This is a genomic window from Pandoraea vervacti (assembly GCF_000934605.2).
In the GTDB taxonomy this organism is placed as follows: Bacteria; Pseudomonadota; Gammaproteobacteria; order Burkholderiales; family Burkholderiaceae; genus Pandoraea; species Pandoraea vervacti.
Genome location: NZ_CP010897.2, coordinates 5,073,989 through 5,094,195 on the forward strand (window position 1 = coordinate 5,073,989; position 20,207 = coordinate 5,094,195).

Consider the following 20,207-nt stretch of genomic DNA (forward strand, 5'->3'; position numbering starts at 1 on the left):
CAAAACGGCCTGGTTCATCACGATCCCCCGGATTGCAAAGTGGCGACGGCATTCGGGAAACTGCGTTTGTAGTGTAGTCCTGCAACCCGCGTGGCATCAACCGAGTGCCAGCGAGAGCCGCATGGACTATAGTGAAAACGCCACACTTTGCGTGGCGGGCCGCATGCCCGCACGCATCCCCCCAGTGGTGTGACAGGTTTGCGACCGGAGTTTGACATGGAGACCGCCCTCTTCTCCCTTTCGCCTGTTGTCGTCTACGCCGTCGTGACGCTCGTGTTCGTCATGCTCGTGCTTGTGGTCCCCGCCGGCGCCCGATGGCGCAATGTCGCCTGGCCGGCCGCCATGCCGCCGCTCTCGCCGCATCGTCCCGGGGACTTGCTCGGCACCCCACGCACGCCCTATTGGCGCTCGCCGAACGACACGCAGGATTTGCGGCGTCCGTCGTATTTCGCGACCTCCGCGCGTCGCGGTCGTCGTCCGGCCAGCTTCCTCGCACCGCGCGATCACGAACGTCGCTGAAGGTCCCTGCCAGGCGTTCATGCGAGCTGCCCGGGCGCGAACGCGCTCGGCGCATCTGCCGTCTCCTCCCCCCGCAATCGCAAGACGACCTCCTCGTCGATACCGGCCAATCGGGTTAAACGCTGCCGTTGGCTGCCGCCGGTGATCGCTGTCCCGTTAATCGTTGGCGTAAATCGTTGCCGTTAATCGTTGACGTTAATCGCCTTCCGGTTCCTTACGCCTTGTTACATCTGTAGTGCCGCCGTAGCACCGCGCTTCGCGGGTCATCCGTAAAATTCGATTCACGGATCGCGCGCCGCCGTGCCATACGACATACGTCAGGGCACCGCGGACACGGGAGCGACAAGTCGAAAAAGGAGAACAGATGCAACGTCATTTCTGGATCGCGACGGCGGCCGTGGCAGGCCTGGCCGCCGCCTTCACCACAAGTAGCGCGTTTGCGCGTACCGACGTTTCGGTCAACATCGGGATTCCCGGCCCCGCCTTCGTGGCACCGGCCCCCATGTATGCGCCGCCGCCGGTCGTCTACGGCCCGGCACCGGTGGTCGTCGCACCACCGCCGGTCGTCTACGGCCCGCCGCCTCGCTACTGGCGCGGGCCGCCGCCGCGCCACTGGCATCACGAGCGCGGGTGGGAACGCCGCGACTGGGATCGCCGCGACTGGCACCATCGCCGATAACCTGCGACACGCTCTCCATAACAAGCCCCGCAAGGTCCACCGACCTGCGGGGCTTTATTCATGCGCCGTAATAAATCCCTGGCGATTTATCGCGACTTTATGCGTCATCGCTCACAAACGGATCGATCCAATCTTGAAGGACGACGGATTCGCATTAAAAGTCGAATCCCTCGTACACGCAGCGACCGAAATGAATCTCATTGCCTGCAATTCGGAGCATCGCGTGTTAATAGCGATAACAGCAACGATGTCCGTAATAGCCTCCTCCGTAATAACCCCCGTAATACGGCCGCTCAGGCACCACGACACATCCGGCAAGCGTAACGGCAAGCAACGCAGCGACGACTAACTTCATGATCTGACTCCACAAGGACGAACGCCAATTCGTTCGCTTTCTTTATATCGTCGCGTCTGCACGAAGCCCATCACGTGTCTGTAAGCCGTGTAAGCGAAGGTTGCCAAACGGGGAACGTGTCGCACTTTGTTACGTAACATGCGTGGTGTGTGGCCGTAACATCGCTCACCGCGGCGCTCGGCCGAGACACCGGAACTCAATATCCATGCGGGTTGGCGGCGCCCCCGTGGGTTGGCACGGCGATTGCATAGTCATTTGCGTCGCCCTTTCAATTGCCCCGAAAAGTGCGGCTTTGACTCAAACCCTCCTCCCGTTGCAGACGCGGGGGGAGGCTTTTTTTCCCATCTCGCCCATCCTCGTCGGGCAGCCTCCGACACAGGATTGCGTCACTCTCCTGCACCGTGCATGTGCAGGCACTTCTCGTATCTTCATTTCAGGTGTGCGTTTGAAATGTATTGACGCTACATGAGCGTCGACTTCTTATTTCTTTCCTTTATCTTTAAATCCTTATTGGACGCGGCTTTTGAAGCGATTTATGCCCTATTGGCATGAACCAGATGCGGGTTGGCACCAATCTCAAGTTGCCTGATTCGCTGTCGTAATCGCGTCTATAGAGGACTGCGCGCTCAATTGGGGGGAACGCAGCATCCCTTTCGTGACGGCCGCACGACACGTGCCGGGGCAAACGTATCAGGGGAAAATTCATGGAAATCGCCACGCCTGAATTCCAGATGGAACAGCAGGAACTACAAGCGGTCACTGCCGCACTCAATCGCGTGCAGGCCGTCATCGAATTCGACTTGCAGGGACGCGTGCTTCACGCTAACGAGAATTTCCTGCAAACGCTCGGCTACCGTCTCGACGAAGTTCAGGGGCAGCACCACCGCATGTTTTGCGAGCCCGAATACACGGCCTCCGCGGCGTACCGCGACTTTTGGGCCAAACTCGGCCGAGGGGATTTCGACACCGGCGAATACAAGCGCATCGGCAAGGGCGGACGCGAAGTGTGGATCCACGCCTCGTATAACCCGGTATTCGACGCCAACGGTGCACCGTACAAGGTCATCAAGTTCGCCACCGACGTCACGGCCGAGCGCACACGGCAAGCCGAGTTCGAAGGCAAAGTCCGCGCCATGGACATCGCACAGGCCGTCACCGAATTTCATCTCGACGGCACCGTGATCACGGCCAACGACAACTTTCTGAAAACGCTCGGGTATTCACTCGACGAAGTCCGCGGCAAGCATCACCGCATGTTCTGCCAGGCCGACTACGTCGCATCGCCCGCCTACCGGGACTTCTGGGCCAAACTCAACCGTGGCGAGTTCGATGCCGGACGCTACAAGCGCGTGGGCAGCGGCGGGCGCGAAGTCTGGATTCAGGCGACGTACAACCCGATCCTCGACGCGAACGGTCGCCCATACAAGGTCGTGAAGTTCGCTACGGACATCACGCAGCAAGTGGAGCTCGAAGCGAGCGTGAAGCGCCGTGCCGAGGAGGACCAGCGCAAGGTCGCGCTGCTGCTCGACACCGTTAATCGCGCGGCGGCGGGCGACCTGACCGGCGACATCGCCGTCTCGGGCGCCGAACCCATTGATCAGCTGGCCGACGGCATTCGCCACATGATGGACGACCTGCGCAGTGTGATCGGCAAGGTCGTCAACTCGGCGGGCGAATTTTCGGGCGCATCGCGCGACATTGCCGATCGCGCCAACACGGTGGCGACGGGTGCGCAGGCGCTAGGCGCGACGGTGGAGGAAATGAACGCGTCCATCGAGGAACTGACGGCGTCGATCAACTCGATTGCCGACAACACGAAGGGTGCCGATCAACTGGCCAAATCCACGCAGCAGGAAGCCGAGACGGGCTCGCGGGCCATTGCCCGCTCCATCGAGGCGATGGAGTTGATCAACAAGTCTTCGGAAGACATCGGCGAGATCGTGAAGGTGATTGGCGAGATCGCCGGACAGACCAACCTCCTCGCGTTCAACGCGGCCATCGAAGCCGCTCGGGCGGGCGAGCATGGGCTGGGTTTCTCCGTGGTGGCCGACGAAGTGCGCAAGCTCGCCGAGCGCTCGTCGCAAGCGACCAAGGAAATCTCGAAACTGATCAACGAGTCGACCAAGCGCGTGGCGCAAGGCAGCGACGTGTCGCGTCAGGCCGGGGAAGCGTTCGAGAAGATCGTGAACGGCGTGTCGCGGACGACGCAGGCGATCTCCGAAATTTCGTGCGCCGCCGAGGAACAGCTCGTCGCAGCGCGGGAGGTCAGTCTCGCGATTCAGCACGTGGCAGAGGAGACCGAGAAATCGGCCGGAGCGTGCGAAACCATCGCGCACGCGACAACCGGCCTCAATCAGGGCGCGGAGGAACTTGACCGCACCGTCTCGCGCTTCAAGGTGTAACGGATACGAGTGCGGGTGCGACGCGCGGGTGGCGGCATGAGCAACGGGCGCTGTCACCTCCCGAGTCACGTGCCCGGCTTCCCCCGACGAGCATCGACGCCGCGCGTCAGTCACTGCCGACGCCGGCCGAGGACGCCCCCCGGTCGTCGCCAGCCTCAACGTTCGCCCAAAGGGCCCGATATGGAAATCGAAGCCGAAGCCGATGTTGTCACCCAGCAAGCGCTCCTGCGCGCTGTTCACCGGCACACCGGCATCTCGATGAACGAGAAAAAATGGACGATGTTGCAGGGCCGTCTTCGCCCCCGCCTTCGTACGCTATCGCTGCGTTGCTATCGTGATTATCTGGCGCTGCTGGAGAACACCCCAGACGAGATTCGCAATTTTGTGAATCTCGTCACCACGAACGAGACGACGTTTTTCCGCACCCCGCGCGTGTGGGACTACTTCGCACAGCACTACCTGCCGCGCTGGCAGGCGGCACATCCCGGACAGACGTTCCGGATGTGGTCCGCGGCTGCCTCCTCCGGCGAGGAGTCTTACTCCGCCGCAATGATCTGCGAGGAATTCCGCGCTCGGCATCCGGGTTTCCAGTATCAGATTCACGCCACTGATATCTCCAGCCACGTGCTGGCCATCGCCATGGCGGGCAACTACGGCGGACGGAGCATCGATGGGTTGAAGCAGCAACGCCCCGCCATGCTGGCCAAGTACTTTCGCGCGAGTGCGGGTGGCTTCACCGTCGCGCCGGAACTGCGGGCGCATATCACGTTTGCGGAGCACAACCTGTATCAACGCATGGCGCGCCGCGAGGCGTTCGATCTCGTCATGCTGCGCAATGTGCTGATCTATTTCGAGACATCGGACCAGGAACGGGTGTTGGAGAACGTACGTCGCACGCTTACCCCCGAAGGCGTGCTGATTGTCGGGGAATCGGAGTCGCTCTCACGACTCTCGACCGGCTATCGGTTTGAGCAACCGCTCATTTACCGCAATCAGGGAGCATCGAATGGGGCCGTCGCATGACATTCAGGTGTTGATGGGCGAAGTGCGCATCGGGCGCGGCGCAGATGTCCTGCGCGCGACCCTCGGTTCGTGTGTGGGCATCGGTCTGATGTGGCGTGCGCGCGGCCTGTACGGGCTCGCCCACTGCCTGTTGCCGGAATCGCCGCATCCGACGCTTGCGATTGGCGCCAAGTACGTGACGCAGGCCGTGCCTTCATTGCTCGCGCTCATGAAAGCGGACGGTGCGCGCCGCGGCGAAATCGAAGCCGTCATCGCCGGCGGAGGCAACATGATGCCGCATCAGCCACCGGCGAAACACGGCCTGATCGGCGTGGCCAACGCCAAGATGGCGCAGGCGCTGATTACGGAAGCCGGCATTCCGATCGTGCATGTGGAGGTCGGCGGCGAAGTCGGTCGTCAACTGACGATCGACTGCACGCACCACGCCTTTCTGGTGCGCGCCATTGGCACGAACGGGGGCGCCGCGATGCCGCGCCGCCCCGCACTCAGACTCGTGGGACGTGAATCATGAACGCGCGCACACCAGGATTTCCGTTTTTGCATCGCGACGCTGTCGCAGGCTCGACCGTTCTGCCGGCGACGGGATCCCCCTGTCACGGATATCAGGGATATCAAGCTTTCCAGGGCTACGGCACAGGGTATGGCCCGCTGCCCGGGATGACGACGCAGCTACGCCATGCACCGCCATCACCTTCGCCCGAGGCCGATCCCCTCCCGGCGCCGCTGGCCGTCGATGCATCCGCGCTCGCCACACCCGCGGCGACTGCGGCTGCGGCTCCCCAACCGCCGAAGGCCACAGCGGACGACATCGAAGTCTTCGGCTCGTTTCATCTGGGCGATATCGAGTTCGCGCTGCCGATCGCGGCGTTGCAGGAAGTGGTGAATTACCCCGAACGGGTGACGCCGGTGCCGCTCTCGCCGTCGTTTCTGCTCGGGCTGTTCAATTTGCGCGGCACGCTCATTCCCATCGTCGACCTCAAGCCCTTGCTGTCGATCGCCGGAAATGGCGCAGGTCGTCCGTTACCGGTGACGGAGAAGATTGCTATCGTGGATGTCGACGGCGTGCGCGTCGGCTTGCTGTTCGACGGCACGGGCGAGATTCTGCGCGTTCGCGCCTCGCAGCGCACCGGCTTCGAATACGATCCGTCACACGCTACGGCGCAAGTGGTGTCGGGGGCGATCAAGCTCGACGGTGGCGACCGCATTCTCCAGATTCTCGCGCCCGCTGCGCTCGTGCGCATCGAGAACATGCCGCAATTGCTCGCGCGACAATCGCTCACGGCGCCGCAGCGCCGCCAGCAGCGTCAGCGGCTGCAATGCGTGTCGTTCACCGTCGAGCACTCGCGTCTTGCCTTGCCGATGGGCGCCATCCGGGAAATCATCCGCATTCCCGAATTGCAGAACTCGGCGCTCGCGAGCGTGTTTTGTGTCGGCATGCTCAATTTGCGCGGCACGGTCGTGCCGGTGATCGATTTCGCTCACTTCCTCGGTTTGCAGGCGTGCCGCCCGGATCCGGACGTGGCGGGCACCGCCTCCGACCCGCGGCGCATTCTGATCGTCAAACAGGAGGATGTGCACTTCGGCCTGATGGTCGATGCCGTTGACAGCATCGTGACGTATTACGCCGACGAAGTGCTCGCGATGCCTTCGTTCAGCGCATCGCATGCTCAGTTGTTCTCGGGATGCATCGCCCGCGAGTCGACAAACGACATCGTGCTGCTCAATGCCGACGAGCTCTTCACGCACGCGCAGGTCCTCGATCTCACGCGCGGGCATCGCGAGTTGTATCGTGAGTCGGACCCCGCGCAGCGCACGAGCGCGGGCGGCGCGGGGCGCAGCGCGGCGGGGGCGAAGTCGTCGCGTGGCACGCGGCACGCTTACGTGTCGTTCCGGCTGCAACATATGCTCGCGGTGCGTCTGGATCAGTTGCGAGAAATCATCCACGATTCCCCGGACGTGATGCCCGCCCCGGGCGCCCCGTCGTTCATTCGCGGCATGCTGAATCTGCGGCGCGAACTCGTGATGGTCGTCGATCTGCGTGCGCTCTACGGCATGCCGGCGCAGGACGACGCGAACACGCGCAAGATTCTGGTGATCGAGCACGGCAAGGACAAGTTCGGACTGCTGGTCGATGCCATCGAGAACATTGTGACGCTCGACGATGCGGACAAGCTGCCCGTGCCCGCCGTGCTGTTGGGGCGCGCTACGCACGAGATGCGCAACGACATGCGTGAGGCGGTGGAGTTGCCGGCGTCCGATGGGGCGGCACGCACGGCGATGCTGCTCGATTTGCAACCGCTCAAGCTGCGGCTGGAAACCGCGTTGGCGCTTTAAGCGAGGGAGTATGACGAAGACCGGGCGGACGCGAAGGACGTTAGCGTGAAGGTCATGAAGTGCCGGCGATTCGCGAGCGCCGGCTGCAGGGCCCTGCGGCGTGTCGGGGGGCACGCCGCAGGGGTGGTATGACGCACACGGAGCAAGCGCATCAAATCACTTCATGACGATGAATGTCGTGCGTGATGAAGCCTCGCGCATCGCTCGGCATTGCCAGCCATTCCGGATTTGCCAGTGTGCGGCGAACATCGTCGAGGCCGCTCGCCCAGTGGTCCAGCATCGTCGCCAGACCAAACTGGTAGTCCTTGTAGTGCCCCTCGTACTCCTTGTTCCGGTAGATGAGCTGGATGACGTTGTAACGCTTGCTGCACGCGATCTCCTGCGCCGCGTGGCACCACGGGTCCCGCGCACGTACATCGGCCGGCACGCGATCGAGCACTTCCCGCAGGACACGCCGATAGTGCTGCGCACGCTGCAGATTGTCCGTCACCAAACGCGTTCGGCTCGAGAACTGAATGTCCTTTTGCCGCCCCGCCACGTCATTGAGATTGTCCGGCAACGGCCCACGCGCACTCCAGAGGTCCACCTGGAAGGCGAGCGTGTCACGACGCGGCGATGTCCCCAACACCTCCGAGAGCGGCGTGTTCGACACGAGACCGCCGTCCCAGAAATACTGTCCGTCGATCTCCACTGCGGGAAACCCCGGCGGCAACGCGCCCGACGCCATGAAATGCGCCGCGCGCAATGTCTCACGCGTGTTGTCGAAGTAGACGAAATTGCCCGTGTGCACATTGACGGCACCGACCGACACGCGAATCTCGCGCGCATTGATCCGGTCGAAGTCGACGAAGCGCTCCAGCGTGTCGCGCAGCGCCGTCGTGTCGTAGTAACTCGCGTGCGCCGGATCGCCCATCGCCGTGGGCAACGGCTGCGGCCAGCGCGGCGTGAAGAAACCCTTCTGCCCCTCGGTCAGCGCGCGCCACGCCTGCCAGGCACTGTAGGCGACACGCCCCGACTCGGGACCGTTGAGAATGGCGGCCTCCAGCGGGGCCGGCAACGGCGGGAAGACCCCCGGCTCACAGATCGTGCGCCAGAAGGCTTCGAGCTGCGCCACGCGGCGCTCTGGCGCATTGCCCGCGATGATCGCCGTATTGAGCGCCCCGATGGAAATGCCCGCGATCCAGTTCGGCGCGATGCCCGCCTCGTACAAGCCCGCGTACACCCCCGCCTGATAAGCCCCAAGCGCACCGCCGCCCTGCAAGACGAGTGCGACCGTCTCATATGGCGGAAGCTCGATGGCGCGTTTCGGGACGTTGGGCGGGTTGGCCGTCATGACCGTTCTCCTGAAGCTGACTGCTTGCAATGTAAGTGCGGAAACCGCCCCGACGCGGGTCCAATGGGCTCGATAGGCCCGATCGGCTCGGCGCGATCACCGCATTCGATACGACCGTTGCGGCCGATGCCGGGGCGGAAAAACGGCTCGTTCCCGTCGGCGCAACGCCAGCGTTACTGCATGAACCAGCCGTGGCTTACCACGAACGACTGACCAGTGAAGGCCGCGCTCGGGAACGTGGCGAGAAAGAGCGCCGTCTGCGCGACATCGTCCACAGTCGTGAATACGCCGTCGACCGTGCCGCCCAGCATCACCTTCTTGATGACTTCGTCTTCCGAAATCCCAAGCTCCTTCGCCTGCTCCGGAATCTGCTTGTCGACCAGCGGCGTGCGCACGAAGCCCGGGCAAATCACATGCGAGCGCACGTTGTGCTTGGCGCCCTCCTTCGCCAGCACGCGGGCCAGCCCCAGCAGTGCGTGTTTGGCCGCAACATAAGCCGATTTCAGCGGCGACGCCTCGTGCGAGTGCACCGAGCCCATGTAGATGACGATGCCGCCGCGATCGTCCTTGTACATGTGCTTGAGCGCCGCCTTGGTCGTCAGGAACGCGCCGTCCACGTGAATCGCCTGCATCTTCTTCCAGTCGGAGAACGCGTAGTTCTCGATGGGATTGACGATCTGGATGCCCGCGTTCGAGATCAGGATGTCGATTGAGCCGAACGTGTCCGCCACCTTGTCGATGCCGCTGTTGACCGCCTCTTCGTTCGTGACGTCCATGGCCACACCGATGGCCTTGCCGCCGGCCGCCCTGATTTCTTCGGCAACCGCGTCCGCCCCCTGCTGGTTCAGATCGGCAATCGCGATGGCCGCCCCGGCACGCGCGAGCGTAAGCGCAATTTCCTTGCCGATGCCGCTTGCGGCGCCGGTCACCACGGCGACCTTTCCATTCAACTGATTCACTGACTGGCTCATTTGCACACTCCTGATTCATCAAAATGGCGGGTCATGCGACATGCACGAACGCACGCATGGCTCGTCGGACATTGGCTGAGGCAGCCGGGCAAACTGCACTGGTCTGCCCTTGCCGCCGCACAAACAGAAAAGGCGCCTTGCGGCGCCTTTTCCTGCATTACCGCGCGATCGGCTTGTAGCGGATTCGCTTCGGTTTTGCTGCCTCCTCGCCGAGGCGCTTCTTCTTGTCCGCCTCGTACTCCTGATAGTTGCCCGGGAAGAACTCGACGTGCGAGTCGCCTTCGAAGGCCAGAATGTGCGTCGCGATACGATCGAGGAACCAGCGATCGTGAGAGATGACCATCACACAACCGGCGAACTCCAGCAGCGCGTCCTCGAGCGCACGCAGGGTTTCGACGTCCAGATCGTTCGACGGTTCGTCGAGCAGCAACACGTTGCCGCCGGAGATCAACGTCTTGGCCATGTGCAGACGACCACGCTCACCACCGGAGAGCGATCCGACCTGCTTCTGCTGGTCCGAACCCTTGAAGTTGAAGCGGCCGATATAGGCCCGCGACGGCGTTTCGTACTTGCCCACCGTCAGCACGTCGGCGCCGCCCGAGATCTCTTCGAACACGGTCTTGGTGCCGTCGAGCGCATCGCGGCTCTGATCGACGTATGCCATCTTGACCGTCGGCCCGACCTTGATCTCACCGCTGTCCGGCTGCTCGCGGCCCGTGAGCATCTTGAAGAAGGTCGACTTACCGGCACCGTTCGGGCCGATGATGCCGACGATCGCGCCCGGCGGCACCGTGAAGCTCAGATCGTCGATCAGCAAACGGTCGCCGAAAGCCTTCGAGACGTTCTTGAACTCGATCACTTCGTTACCCAGACGCTCACCCACCGGGATGAAGATCTCCTGGGTCTCGTTGCGCTTCTGGTATTCCTGGCTGTTCAGTTCGTCGAAACGGGCGAGACGCGCCTTCGACTTCGCCTGACGACCCTTCGGGTTCTGACGCACCCACTCGAGTTCCTTCTTGAGCGCCTTCTGACGGGCCGACTCGCTCGCCTCTTCCTGCTTCAGGCGTTGCTCCTTCTGATCGAGCCACGAGCTGTAGTTGCCCTTCCAGGGAATGCCGTGGCCCCGGTCGAGTTCGAGAATCCACTCGGCGGCGTTATCGAGGAAATAGCGATCGTGGGTCACGGCAACGACCGTGCCAGGGAAGCGCGTGAGGAACTGTTCGAGCCAATCGACCGATTCGGCGTCCAGGTGGTTCGTCGGTTCGTCGAGCAGGAGCATGTCCGGCTTGGAGAGCAGCAAGCGGGCGAGCGCCACGCGACGCTTCTCACCACCGGAGAGCACGCCGATCTTGGCGTCCCACGGCGGCAGGCGCAGGGCGTCGGCGGCCACTTCCAGCGTCTGCTCGATATTGTTGCCGTCGCTTGCCGCGAGGATGGCTTCGTACTTGGCCTGCTCGGCCGCCAACGCGTCGAAGTCGGCATCCGGCTCGGCGTAGGCGGCATAGATTTCGTCGAGCTTCGTGCGGGCCTCCATGATTTCGCCCATGCCGCCTTCCACGGCTTCGCGCACGGTCTGCTCGGGATCGAGTTGCGGCTCCTGCGGCAGATAACCGATGTTCAGGTTCGCCATCGGAATCGCTTCGCCCTCGATCTCCTTGTCGACGCCCGCCATGATCTTGAGCAGCGTCGATTTGCCCGAGCCGTTCAGACCCAGCACGCCGATCTTGGCCCCCGGGAAGAACGACAGGGAGATGTCCTTGAGGATGTGACGCTTGGGCGGCACGATCTTGCCCACGCGGTTCATGCTGAATACGTACTGTGCCATTCGGCTTTCCTGATCCTGAAACGGTTATGACGACTCACGGGCGAGCGCCAGATAGCGGCAAGTTTATCAAAGCGCAGCACGTGCAGCATCGGGCGCATCGATGACGAGGTCCGCGCCCGCATACGCGCAGCATGGCAGCAACCATCCGTCGCGCTTTTCGTCGCGAGACAGACCCGGCCACTCGATCCGATACGTTACCGGTGCACTCGCGCCCCCCGGATGCGCCTGGCACAGGCATGCGCGACACGTCCCATTTCGGCACAGACTCGGCAATTTGATGCCCGCCGCCTGTGCAGCGAGCAGGATCGGGGTGTCGAGCGGCGCCTCGAACTGCCATCCGGACGGCATGAGCGTGACGCGGTAAGTCGAAACGTTGCGCACCGCAGCGGTCGCGTCGCTCGACGCGGCGTCCACGGGCTTGGCCGAAACGTGGGTCGAAACGTGGGCCGAAGCGTCGGATTGGGGAACGTCTGAATGGGAACGGGGCACGGCAGGCAATGCGCTACGGGAATCGGATCGCTACACGGCGCATCTTGCGCCAACGCGCTACCATAACCCACTTTCGAGTCCCGAATCCCATGTCCGAAGCCCCGAAGGTCGATGCGGCCACCGACGCATCATCAGGTCCCGCCGCGCATCTCGTCGATACCGCCGGGCTGCGCGCCGAACTGCAAGCGTTCGCCGATGCCCGCGACTGGCATCAGTACCATACGCCCAAGAACCTCGCGATGGCGCTGTCGGTCGAAGTCGCCGAGCTTGTCGAGATTTTTCAGTGGCATACGGACGCGCAGGCCAAGGCCGTCATGCAATCGAGCGAGGCGCGTCACGTCGAGCAGGAGCTTGCCGACATCACGATGTACCTCGTGCGTCTGGCGACGGTGCTCGGCATCGATCTGAACCGTGCGGTGGCCGACAAGCTTGTCATGAACGCGCAGAAGTATCCGGCGCCGAAGACATAAAACGCCACGGCGAACGGCAACGATGCAGCGAATTGCACGTGCGCCCCTTGCAATCGGGCGACGCGCCCGCATAACCGCCAACGTCCGCCCCCGAATTCCGATCAGACACCCTTATGTCTCAATCCTCTCAAGCTTCGCAGGCTCCCCGGACGCCGCCCGGCACGGGACACGCGCATGGCAAGCCGTCGAAGCGCACATTGCCCGCACGACCGCGCTGGTTGATGCTCGCCATCATCGCGCTGTTGCATGCCTATATCGGCTGGCGCCTGCTCACGCCACTGCCGGTCGCCGTCGGCTGGAAGGTCCTTGGCGGGCTGTGGCTCGTCGCCTCGACCGTGCTCATTCCGCTGGGCCTGATGAGTCGCGCCATCCAGAAAGAGCCGTTGGCGACATTGCTGACGTGGGCCGGCATGACGGCCATCGGCGTCTTTTCGTCGCTTTTCGTGCTCACCTTGCTGCGCGACGTCGTGCTTGGCGTGGCAATGGCCTTCTCGGCGCTCGATGCACAACTCGTCGCGCGCTCGGCCGTGATCGTGCTGCTGCTCACCGCCGCCTCGACGATATTGGGCTTCTACAATGCACGGCGCCTTGCGCGCGTGGTCGAGATCGACGTCCCCATCGCGGGCCTGCCGACAGCGCTCACAGGCTTCACCATTGTGCAGTTAAGCGACATTCACGTGAGTTCGACGATTCGACGCCGTTATATCGAAGCCATCGTCGAAGCATCGAATGCGCTCAAGCCGGATCTCGTCGCCATCACCGGCGATCTGGTCGATGGCGGCGTACCGGCATTGCGAGATCACATCGCGCCGCTGGGCCAACTCGTGTCCCGTCATGGCACGTACGTTTGCACCGGCAACCACGAGTACTACTCGGGCGCACCGGCTTGGGTGGCGGAATTGCGCCGCATCGGCCTGACCGTGCTCGAAAACGAGCATGTGGTGCTCGAACATGAAGGGGCGTCGCTTACGGTGGCCGGTGTCACCGACTTCACCGCCCATCACTTCGATGAGGCAAAGCGCAGCGATCCGGCCGCCGCCGTCGCCGGGGCGCCCGAAGGCGTACCGCGCGTGCTGCTCGCGCACCAACCGCGCAGCGCGCCGGCGGCACAGGCCGCCGGCTTCGATCTGCAACTCTCCGGACATACGCACGGCGGACAATTCTGGCCGTGGATGTATTTCGTGCCTCTGCAACAGCCCTTCGTACACGGGCTTCATCGGCTCGGCCGTCTGGCCATCTACGTGAGCCGGGGCACAGGGTACTGGGGACCTCCGAAACGATTCGGGGCACCCTCGGAAATCACTCGCATCCGGCTCGTGCCGGGCAAGGCCTGACGCCATGAAAACGCTTTCGACCAGCCCATCGCTGGAAACCGTGTCCGTGCGACTGCGCGGCAACATTCAAGGTGTGGGTTACCGCCAGGCGGCCGTACGCGAAGGCCATTTGATCGGTGTACGCGGCTGGGTGCAGGCGCTGCCGGAAGGAGACATCCTCGCGATGGTCCAGGGCACGCCGGATCAGGTCGACAAAATGCTCGAATGGATGCGTCACGGGCCACCGGGCGCGCGCGTGACAGCGTTCGAAAGCGAAGTGGAGTACACCAGCCGACGCTTCGACCGGTTCCAGCAACTCTGACGCCACGCGCGGGGAGAGCCTTCCCGCCTTCGACCATGCCCATGCCGACGCCTACGCCCATCACCCGCCGCGCGAACGACGAGGACGCACCGCGCATCGTCGCGCGACTCGCGCAACCGGGCTACGAAACGCCGATCGACATCGTTCGTCGCAACATCGCCCTATCGGCATTGGACGGCGACGACGCGGCCTTCGTGGCCATCGACGAAAACGCGGAAATCGTGGGATGTATCGGGTTGCACGCACTCACCATGTTCCGTCTGGCGGGGCGCCTTGGGCGCATTACGGCGCTGGTGGTGGAGGAAAATGGCGAGGCTCGGGCGTCGGGCACGCGCTGATGGCGGCCGCTCACGCGTGAAATTCAACGAGCAATCGTACGAAGAAAGCAGTGCGAGAAGTTCGAAGTGACGAGCAGCGACCATCGGGTCGCCGCACATCGCTTCTATGCGCGCCACGGCTATGCCCGCGATGGGCAGCGCCTTGCGCGCAAAAGCCAGACGTCGACGCTGACTTAATTCTTGTGACGGTAGTTGATGCGGCCCTTGCTCAGATCATAGGGCGACATTTCCAGCGTCACGCGGTCACCCGCCAGAATGCGGATGCGGTTCTTTTGCATGCGACCGCTCGCATATGCCACCACTTCCACGCCGTTTTCGAGCGTGACGCGAAAGCGATTGTCCGGCAGCACATCCGAGACGTGTCCGCTGAATTCGATCAGTTCTTCCTTGGCCAATATCGTGTCCTCTTGAGGGGGCCGCTCGCGAGGGGCGCAGCACCCGTGTTACTGAAAGTTCGTTCGCCAATACCGTCCCCGCACCCTGAATGTTGCGGGGGTGCACATCGAACGCCAAAAGGAGCCTACCCGGTGGACCGGCCATCAAGGCATGCGGTGCACCGAAAAGCGGCGATGGTTCGAAGGAGCAAGGCACATTGCGGCAGTGCCGCAACGACGAGCAGTGCGTGTCGGGAGGGCGAAGACCGGGTCGGTCTGCGTCATCGGCACAGCGAGTGATCCGGCTCGCAGGACAGGGCTGTCAGCGGCGCCGATAAAGCATTTCGCGATCGTCAGGCGATGATCGGCGAATTTTCGCCGATCCCGCTAGGATACGCCTTTCTCCGTTGCTCGTGTGGAAAAAATGGCTCCGAGACGTCCATTTGCGCGATTTTGTCGCCCTTTTGTGACGCAATGCATCAACCGGCAGGCCTGACGCCCCGCTCGCCCCCGTCGGGCGTCGCTCGGACACGCAGTTGACTCGGGGTGAACGCGAATGTGACGCGCAGCGCGCACTCATCTATGCTGTAAGTACCCGTAGCCCGCAGGAGGAAAGACCATGAAAACAGTCGCTCAGATCCTGAAGTCCAAACCGGTCGACACGGTATACAAAGTGCGTCCGACCGATTCGGTACTCGATGCCTTGACCCTGATGGCCGAAGCGCGGATCGGCGCGGTGCTGGTAAGCGAGGACGACCGCGCCATCGTCGGCATCTTCACCGAACGGGATTACGCCCGAAAAGTCGCGCTCATGGGCCGGACCTCGGTCAACACACCGGTGCGTGACGTCATGACCGCCGCCGTGCGCTACGTGAGCCCGGAGCAGACCAACGAAGAGTGCATGTCGCTCATGACCCAGCATCGTATCCGCCACCTGCCGGTCATGAAAGACGGCGAGCTGGTCGGCCTGCTCTCCATTGGCGATCTGGTCAAAGCCATCATCACCGAGCAGCAATTCACCATCGACCAGCTCGAGAACTACATCATGGGCGGCAGCGCCGCCCTGATCGGCACATCGCCCTCCCGGCCAAGCTGATCGGTCGAGCCAGCCGCCCACGCCATCGCCGGACATAACGCCGACAGCGTAATCAGGGATACGGCGCTTCGTTCGGAAGCGCCGTTTTTTATGCCGACGCGACGGACCGACGGTGGGTCGGCTTCAGAAATCTTCCGCGTCGACGTCGTAGTTCGACGGCTCCCACCGAATGGCCAGCAACGCCAGCAAGCCGACGGCAGGCGCCGCGGCGATCACCCAGAAGACCTTCGTCGACAGTGCCGCGGCCAGCACCGGGAACAGGAACAGCGAGACGGTGGAACTGGCGCGCATGAGCGTCTGGTTAAAGCCCACGCCCACGCCACGCAGCGATGTCGGATAGCTCAGCGACGCGAACGTCATCGAATGCGCCCCCGGCCCAAAACCCTGCCCCAGCAGGAACAATGCGAGAAAGCCCAGCGCCCACGCCACCTGCGCGGCGCCGGCGGGCTTGCCCACGAGCGCCAGGCCGACGAGCGCCGTCAACTGGAACGCATAGCCGAGCACCGTCAACTTCCACGCGCCGACCTTCGGCACGAGACGCACGCCCAGCAGCCCGCCCGTGAATGCGAACAGCAGATTCAGCGCCAGCGACATCAGGATCGTGGTGAGCATCGATTGCGCAAGGAAACTGGCGATGATCACCGGCAAACCGAACGCGACCGCGTTGTACGCGAACGACGAGGCGACGGCGATAACAGTCGCGAGGGTCGTGCGACGCAGGTAAACGCCCTTGAGCAGCTTGCCGTAATTGCTCCACGCCGCCGGACGTTTCGGTGCGGCCCGCTCGGCATCGCTGGCCACAACAGCATCGATGCCGTACGAACGCTTGAGGATTTTGGCGGCGGCTTCCAGGTCGCCCTGATTGGCGGCCCAGACCGGCGATTCGCTCATGTAACGACTGCGAACGGCGATGATCGCCAGCGCCGGAATCGCGCCGAATCCGAGAATGATGCGCCAGAGCAGACCGCTATGCGACGCCGGCAGCACCGAGTAGCAAAGCAGCACGAGCAAATAAGACCCGCAGATCGCCGCGTACCACGTCGGGCACCACATCGCCACCCGCGCCGCCTTGTTGCCACGTCCTTTGAGCTTCGAGAATTCGGCAAGAAACGCCATGGCGACAGGCAAGTCGATGCCCACGCCCAGCCCCATCACAAAGCGTGCTCCCGCCAGCACATACTCGTTCGGCGCCAGTGCGCAGGCGATGGCCGCGAACACGAAGCACAGCATGTCGGCCATGAACACCCGATAGCGGCCAATCCGGTCAGTGAAGTAGCCACCGAGGAACGCCCCCACGATCGCACCGAACGTGATCGCGGACGCCACCATGCCCGTGCCCGCCGGAGTGAGCTGGAATTCGCGGGCAACGTCTTTCAGACCGAAGGCGAGAGCGCCGAGGTCATACGCGTCGAGGAACACCCCGCCAAGGGCGATGGCCACGATCCAGCGGGCATTCGATACGCGGGCGCCGCCCTCGTTGACGAGTTGGGCGACATCGGCAGCGCAGCGGATGACGGCAGGGCCACCGGCAGAAGTGCCGGAAGCGGCGGAGGCAGACGCGGACTTGGCGCCCGAAGCTGCCGAGGCGGGGGAGGAGAGGGAGACGTCGACTGACATGAGCGGAACCGGGAAATACAGACACCAAAGGTCGCGATGTTACCGCTTGGTACTGACCTCCCCCAAGTGCTTTCTGGTTATATGCTTAGACGAATCCCCCGCCGCCCGCCATGGGCACGTGATTAAGCACCAATAAGCCGCGCCGGAATCCCAAAATATGAGCGAATCCCGCTCACGCGTTAAGCAATCGCAGAGCATGGCCCCACGTCTCACCGGACGGGAATATCATCGAGGGATGTTTCAAATCGGGCGCATCGCGCCGCAAACCCGCGTCGTTGCGGGAGATTGCGCCTGCCGAAGTCGTAACGGTCGTCTTTACAGACGCTTACCTTTTCTTACAGCAAAAAGGTCTGCGGAACCCTACATTCCGCATCGTGGTCGCAATAGATGTGCCACATGGTGCGCCAACCGCCGCAGGCTCGCGGTCGGGGCGTACTGAGAAGAATCAACACCTCACGCTCACGAGGACGATCCAAAATGAAGATGAAAGCACTTACGGGAATCAGCGCGGCCATGGCCGCTGTCATGTTGGCCGGTTGCGTGGCTCCGGGCCAGCAATATGGTGGCTATCAGCAACCGGGTTACCAACAGGGCTATCAGCAGGGATACCAGCAACCCGGCTATCAACAGGGTTACCAGCAAGGCTACCAACAACCGCAGCAACAAGGCGCGCTGTACGGTACGGTCCAGTCGATCGAGCAGCTCAATGGCCCGAACAACAGCCCGAACATTCTCGGGACGGTGCTGGGTGCGGCCGCCGGCGGTCTGCTCGGCAACACCATGGGCGGCGGACGCGGTCGCACCGCAACCACCATCGCGGGCGCTGCCCTCGGCGGCATTGCCGGCAACCGTATCGAGAACAGCATGGGCGAGCCGAACGTGCTCTACCGCATTACCGTGCGCCTGGACGATGGCCGTGTCGCCACGGTCACGCAAGCGCCGCCGCTGCGCGTACAGCAAGGCCAGCGTGCCGCCATCTCGAACGACGTGGTGTACCCGTACTGATTGTCACGGCAGCATCAACCGTCAACACCAACGCCCGCCGGCAGTTCCCTCCGGCGGGCGTTGTCGTTTACGCGCGAAGGAATGGCGGGAGGACACCGGCGCAACACGGCGAAGGAAATCGCGAAGAAAATAACGAATCGGACAGCGGGGGGACGCCCGGGGGACGGCGGCAAGCCATAATTGGCGCCGCAACGCGCGTCATACGCAAAGCGAAATTGACCTGCTAAGATACGCGCGAAAATCGGTGCGACCATCGGAGGGCCCTCGCCGTTCCGGAACTTTGTCGAGTCCGTCAGTTACCGCTACCCTTCGAAATCCGTCATGTCGACTCAGACGACCTACCACCATCGGCTTTTCATGGCGATGGTCGGCGGCTTCAGTGCAGTACTCAACGCGGGCGCCTTCTTCACTGTCCTGCGGATCAACGGTCATAACCCGTACACCCCTTACGGTCTGACACTGGTGTGTGCGCTCGGCGCCACGGCATTCGTCGTGTTCGCGCGCTTTCATCTGATCGCAAGCGCGCGCAATCTCAGCTGGATGCTCGGTCGCGGCGCCATGCGCTGGTGCCGGGTGCTGATCGCCGTCATCGTTTTGCTGTTTCTCACGTACGAGAGCACCGAAAGCGTGCGCATGATGGTGGTCCAGTGGACCTTGCTCGCGTTGCCGCTGCAAATGGTCGGTCTGGCCGTATCCCGCGGCATGGCTCACAGCATCAACAACGCCCCCGGCAACCAACGTCGTGCCGCGTTCTTCGGCCTGGGCCCTGAAGCGCGCAAGCTGAATCTACGTCTGCAACGCTCGCCGATTCTCGGCATTCAGGTCGCGGGCTACTACAACGAAACGCCGGTCACGCCGGAAGACGGCGAAGTCCTGCCGCCCTACCTCGGCCGTTATGCCGACGCCACCGCGCGCATTCAGGCGAACGAGTACGAAATCGTCTTCATCGCCATCGGTCAACAGGACAACAAGGAACTCACCAGCGAAATCGTGAACCGCCTGTACGATTCGACGGCCTCCATTTATCTGCTGCCTGAATTCAGCTTTCCCGGCGACATGCCCATGACGAGCACCGACCTTGCCGGTGTGCCGCTCCTGGCGTTGCACGACATCGCCGTCCAGGGTCTGCTGCGCATGATCAAGCGCGGCATCGATCTGGTGGGCGCATCGCTCATTCTGGTGCTGCTCAGCCCCGTCATGGTCGCCGTCGCGATTGCCGTGCGACTCGACTCACCCGGCCCGATCCTGTTCCGTCAGCGCCGTTACGGCGAGCGCGGCGAGCCGATCGTCATTCACAAATTCCGTTCGATGCGCGTGATTCAGCCGGAAGACGCCGCCGCCGCCGCGACCGGCGGTCTGCGTCAGGCGCATGCGGGCGACAGCCGGATCACGCTGGTCGGCAGGTATCTGCGACGCACCTCGCTGGATGAACTGCCGCAGTTGTTCGACGTGCTTGCCGGCTCGATGAGCCTTGTCGGTCCGCGTCCGCATGCGGAAGAGCACAACGAAATGTATCGGCGCATGATTCCCGGCTACATGTTGCGTCACAGTGTGAAGCCGGGCATTACGGGATGGGCGCAGATCAACGGCCTGCGAGGCGAGACCGACACACCGGACAAGATGCAGCGCCGCGTGGAATACGACCGCTACTACATCACGCACTGGTCGTTGTGGCTCGACATCAAGATCCTGCTCAAGACGATTCCCGTGATGGTCACGGGACGCAACGCCGTCTGAACCTG

General features: G+C 63.0%; 20 protein-coding genes. 13 read left to right on the plus strand and 7 right to left on the minus strand.

All coding sequences use genetic code 11. From position 1 onward, the window contains the following. Positions 1 to 216: 216 nt before the first annotated feature. Together UC34_RS22120 and UC34_RS22125 are read left to right on the plus strand one after the other, a co-directional pair. Positions 217 to 519 (plus strand): hypothetical protein, encoded by a 303-nt coding sequence (locus tag UC34_RS22120; RefSeq protein ID WP_044457218.1) that lies wholly within the window; start codon positions 217 to 219, stop codon positions 517 to 519. A 364-nt stretch (positions 520 to 883) separates the two neighbouring features. Then, a complete protein-coding gene (locus tag UC34_RS22125; RefSeq protein ID WP_044457219.1) occupies positions 884 to 1,198 on the plus strand; it encodes a hypothetical protein in 315 nt (104 codons plus the stop codon). Positions 1,199 to 1,424: 226 nt separating this feature from the next. Here the strand turns inward: UC34_RS22125 and UC34_RS26020 are convergent, their stop codons facing one another. Further along, positions 1,425 to 1,553 (minus strand): hypothetical protein, encoded by a 129-nt coding sequence (locus UC34_RS26020; RefSeq protein ID WP_257786673.1) that lies wholly within the window; start codon positions 1,551 to 1,553, stop codon positions 1,425 to 1,427. A gap of 704 nt (positions 1,554 to 2,257) precedes the next feature. On the opposite strand from UC34_RS26020, the gene UC34_RS22130 reads away from it, so the two are divergent. The 4 genes from UC34_RS22130 (at position 2,258) to UC34_RS22145 (ending at position 7,312) form a co-directional block, all read left to right on the plus strand. Beyond that, a complete protein-coding gene (locus UC34_RS22130; RefSeq protein WP_044457220.1) occupies positions 2,258 to 3,955 on the plus strand; it encodes a methyl-accepting chemotaxis protein in 1,698 nt (565 codons plus the stop codon). A 180-nt stretch (positions 3,956 to 4,135) separates the two neighbouring features. Beyond that, positions 4,136 to 4,978, plus strand: coding sequence for a CheR family methyltransferase (locus tag UC34_RS22135; protein ID WP_044457221.1), 843 nt, complete (start codon positions 4,136 to 4,138; stop codon positions 4,976 to 4,978). After that, the gene (locus tag UC34_RS22140) at positions 4,962 to 5,489 is read left to right on the plus strand and encodes a chemotaxis protein CheD (RefSeq protein WP_044457222.1); all 528 of its coding nucleotides are present in this window, start codon (positions 4,962 to 4,964) and stop codon (positions 5,487 to 5,489) included. The genes UC34_RS22135 and UC34_RS22140 overlap by 17 nt, the downstream gene beginning before the upstream one ends. A 146-nt stretch (positions 5,490 to 5,635) precedes the next feature. Next, on the plus strand, positions 5,636 to 7,312 hold the full coding sequence (locus UC34_RS22145) for a chemotaxis protein CheW (protein ID WP_052811183.1): 1,677 nt from the start codon (positions 5,636 to 5,638) through the stop codon (positions 7,310 to 7,312). Positions 7,313 to 7,463: 151 nt separating this feature from the next. Here UC34_RS22145 and UC34_RS22150 read toward each other — a convergent pair whose 3' ends face one another. The 4 genes from UC34_RS22150 to UC34_RS22165 all read right to left on the minus strand — a co-directional run bounded on the left by UC34_RS22150 (position 7,464) and on the right by UC34_RS22165 (position 11,789). Next, positions 7,464 to 8,645, minus strand: a complete 1,182-nt coding sequence (locus tag UC34_RS22150; RefSeq protein ID WP_044457223.1) for a DUF3734 domain-containing protein — start codon at positions 8,643 to 8,645, stop codon at positions 7,464 to 7,466. A 173-nt stretch (positions 8,646 to 8,818) separates the two neighbouring features. Beyond that, a complete protein-coding gene (locus UC34_RS22155; RefSeq protein ID WP_157123379.1) occupies positions 8,819 to 9,604 on the minus strand; it encodes a 3-hydroxybutyrate dehydrogenase in 786 nt (261 codons plus the stop codon). Between the two features lie 169 nt (positions 9,605 to 9,773). Continuing rightward, entirely contained in the window at positions 9,774 to 11,441 is a 1,668-nt protein-coding gene (gene ettA, locus UC34_RS22160) for an energy-dependent translational throttle protein EttA (RefSeq protein ID WP_044457225.1), read from the minus strand. A gap of 66 nt (positions 11,442 to 11,507) precedes the next feature. Further along, positions 11,508 to 11,789 carry a 2Fe-2S iron-sulfur cluster-binding protein gene (locus UC34_RS22165; protein ID WP_044458556.1) on the minus strand — a complete coding sequence of 94 codons (282 nt, stop codon included), beginning with the start codon at positions 11,787 to 11,789 and terminating at the stop codon, positions 11,508 to 11,510. Positions 11,790 to 12,019: 230 nt separating this feature from the next. Between UC34_RS22165 and UC34_RS22170 the strand changes: the two genes are divergently transcribed. From UC34_RS22170 to UC34_RS25230, 4 genes are all read left to right on the plus strand, one after another. Continuing rightward, positions 12,020 to 12,400 carry a nucleotide pyrophosphohydrolase gene (locus UC34_RS22170; protein ID WP_044457226.1) on the plus strand — a complete coding sequence of 127 codons (381 nt, stop codon included), beginning with the start codon at positions 12,020 to 12,022 and terminating at the stop codon, positions 12,398 to 12,400. Between the two features lie 221 nt (positions 12,401 to 12,621). Next, positions 12,622 to 13,734 carry a metallophosphoesterase gene (locus UC34_RS22175; protein ID WP_044457227.1) on the plus strand — a complete coding sequence of 371 codons (1,113 nt, stop codon included), beginning with the start codon at positions 12,622 to 12,624 and terminating at the stop codon, positions 13,732 to 13,734. Between the two features lie 4 nt (positions 13,735 to 13,738). Further along, positions 13,739 to 14,035 (plus strand): acylphosphatase, encoded by a 297-nt coding sequence (locus tag UC34_RS22180; protein ID WP_044457228.1) that lies wholly within the window; start codon positions 13,739 to 13,741, stop codon positions 14,033 to 14,035. Positions 14,036 to 14,076: 41 nt separating this feature from the next. Further along, positions 14,077 to 14,373 carry a GNAT family N-acetyltransferase gene (locus UC34_RS25230; RefSeq protein ID WP_052811185.1) on the plus strand — a complete coding sequence of 99 codons (297 nt, stop codon included), beginning with the start codon at positions 14,077 to 14,079 and terminating at the stop codon, positions 14,371 to 14,373. Positions 14,374 to 14,546: 173 nt separating this feature from the next. Here the strand turns inward: UC34_RS25230 and infA are convergent, their stop codons facing one another. After that, on the minus strand, positions 14,547 to 14,768 hold the full coding sequence (gene infA / locus UC34_RS22190) for a translation initiation factor IF-1 (protein ID WP_039393473.1): 222 nt from the start codon (positions 14,766 to 14,768) through the stop codon (positions 14,547 to 14,549). A 598-nt stretch (positions 14,769 to 15,366) separates the two neighbouring features. Between infA and UC34_RS22195 the strand changes: the two genes are divergently transcribed. Beyond that, positions 15,367 to 15,843: a CBS domain-containing protein gene (locus tag UC34_RS22195; RefSeq protein ID WP_044457229.1), complete on the plus strand. Its 477-nt coding sequence runs from the start codon at positions 15,367 to 15,369 to the stop codon at positions 15,841 to 15,843. Positions 15,844 to 15,966: 123 nt separating this feature from the next. On the opposite strand, the gene UC34_RS22200 is transcribed toward UC34_RS22195, so the two are convergent. Then, complete coding sequence (locus tag UC34_RS22200) at positions 15,967 to 17,460, minus strand: MFS transporter (protein WP_044457230.1); 1,494 nt, start codon at positions 17,458 to 17,460, stop codon at positions 15,967 to 15,969. A gap of 477 nt (positions 17,461 to 17,937) precedes the next feature. Here UC34_RS22200 and UC34_RS22205 point away from each other — a divergent pair, with 477 nt between their 5' ends. Next, entirely contained in the window at positions 17,938 to 18,465 is a 528-nt protein-coding gene (locus UC34_RS22205; RefSeq protein WP_044457231.1) for a glycine zipper 2TM domain-containing protein, read from the plus strand. 321 nt (positions 18,466 to 18,786) lie between these two features. Further along, positions 18,787 to 20,202: an undecaprenyl-phosphate glucose phosphotransferase gene (locus UC34_RS22210; protein ID WP_237165175.1), complete on the plus strand. Its 1,416-nt coding sequence runs from the start codon at positions 18,787 to 18,789 to the stop codon at positions 20,200 to 20,202. The last annotated feature ends 5 nt before the right edge of the window (positions 20,203 to 20,207 follow it).